Origin of the sequence: Pseudomonas sp. P20 (assembly GCF_016463925.1) — a bacterium.
In the GTDB taxonomy this organism is placed as follows: domain Bacteria; phylum Pseudomonadota; class Gammaproteobacteria; order Pseudomonadales; family Pseudomonadaceae; genus Pseudomonas; species Pseudomonas aeruginosa.
Genome location: NZ_JAEMVM010000079.1, coordinates 1 through 383, shown reverse-complemented (window position 1 = coordinate 383; position 383 = coordinate 1). Strand labels below are relative to the sequence as shown.

General features: G+C 50.7%; 1 pseudogene. It reads right to left on the bottom strand.

The features are described from left to right. Nucleotides 1–80 precede the first annotated feature (80 nt). A pseudogene (locus tag JHD77_RS31635) lies at nt 81–320 on the bottom strand (IS6 family transposase); the annotation flags it as partial. Nucleotides 321–383 lie beyond the last annotated feature (63 nt).

Sequence of the window (383 nt, the reverse complement as noted above, 5' to 3'; positions counted from 1 at the left end):
GCCTGGTAAGCAGAGTTTTTGAAATGTAAGGCCTTTGAATAAGACAAAAGGCTGCCTCATCGCTAACTTTGCAACAGTGCCGTTTCATCCATGTGCCACGGGCAAAGATCGGAAGGGTTACGCCAGTACCAGCGCAGCCGTTTTTCCATTTCAGGCGCATAACGCTGAACCCAGCGGTAAATCGTGGAGTGATCGACATTCACTCCGCGTTCAGCCAGCATCTCCTGCAGCTCACGGTAACTGATGCCGTATTTGCAGTACCAGCGTACGGCCCACAGAATGATGTCACGCTGAAAATGCCGGCCTTTGAATGGGTTCATGTGCAGCTCCATCAGCAAAAGGGGATGATAAGTTTATCACCACCGACTATTTGCAACAGTGCC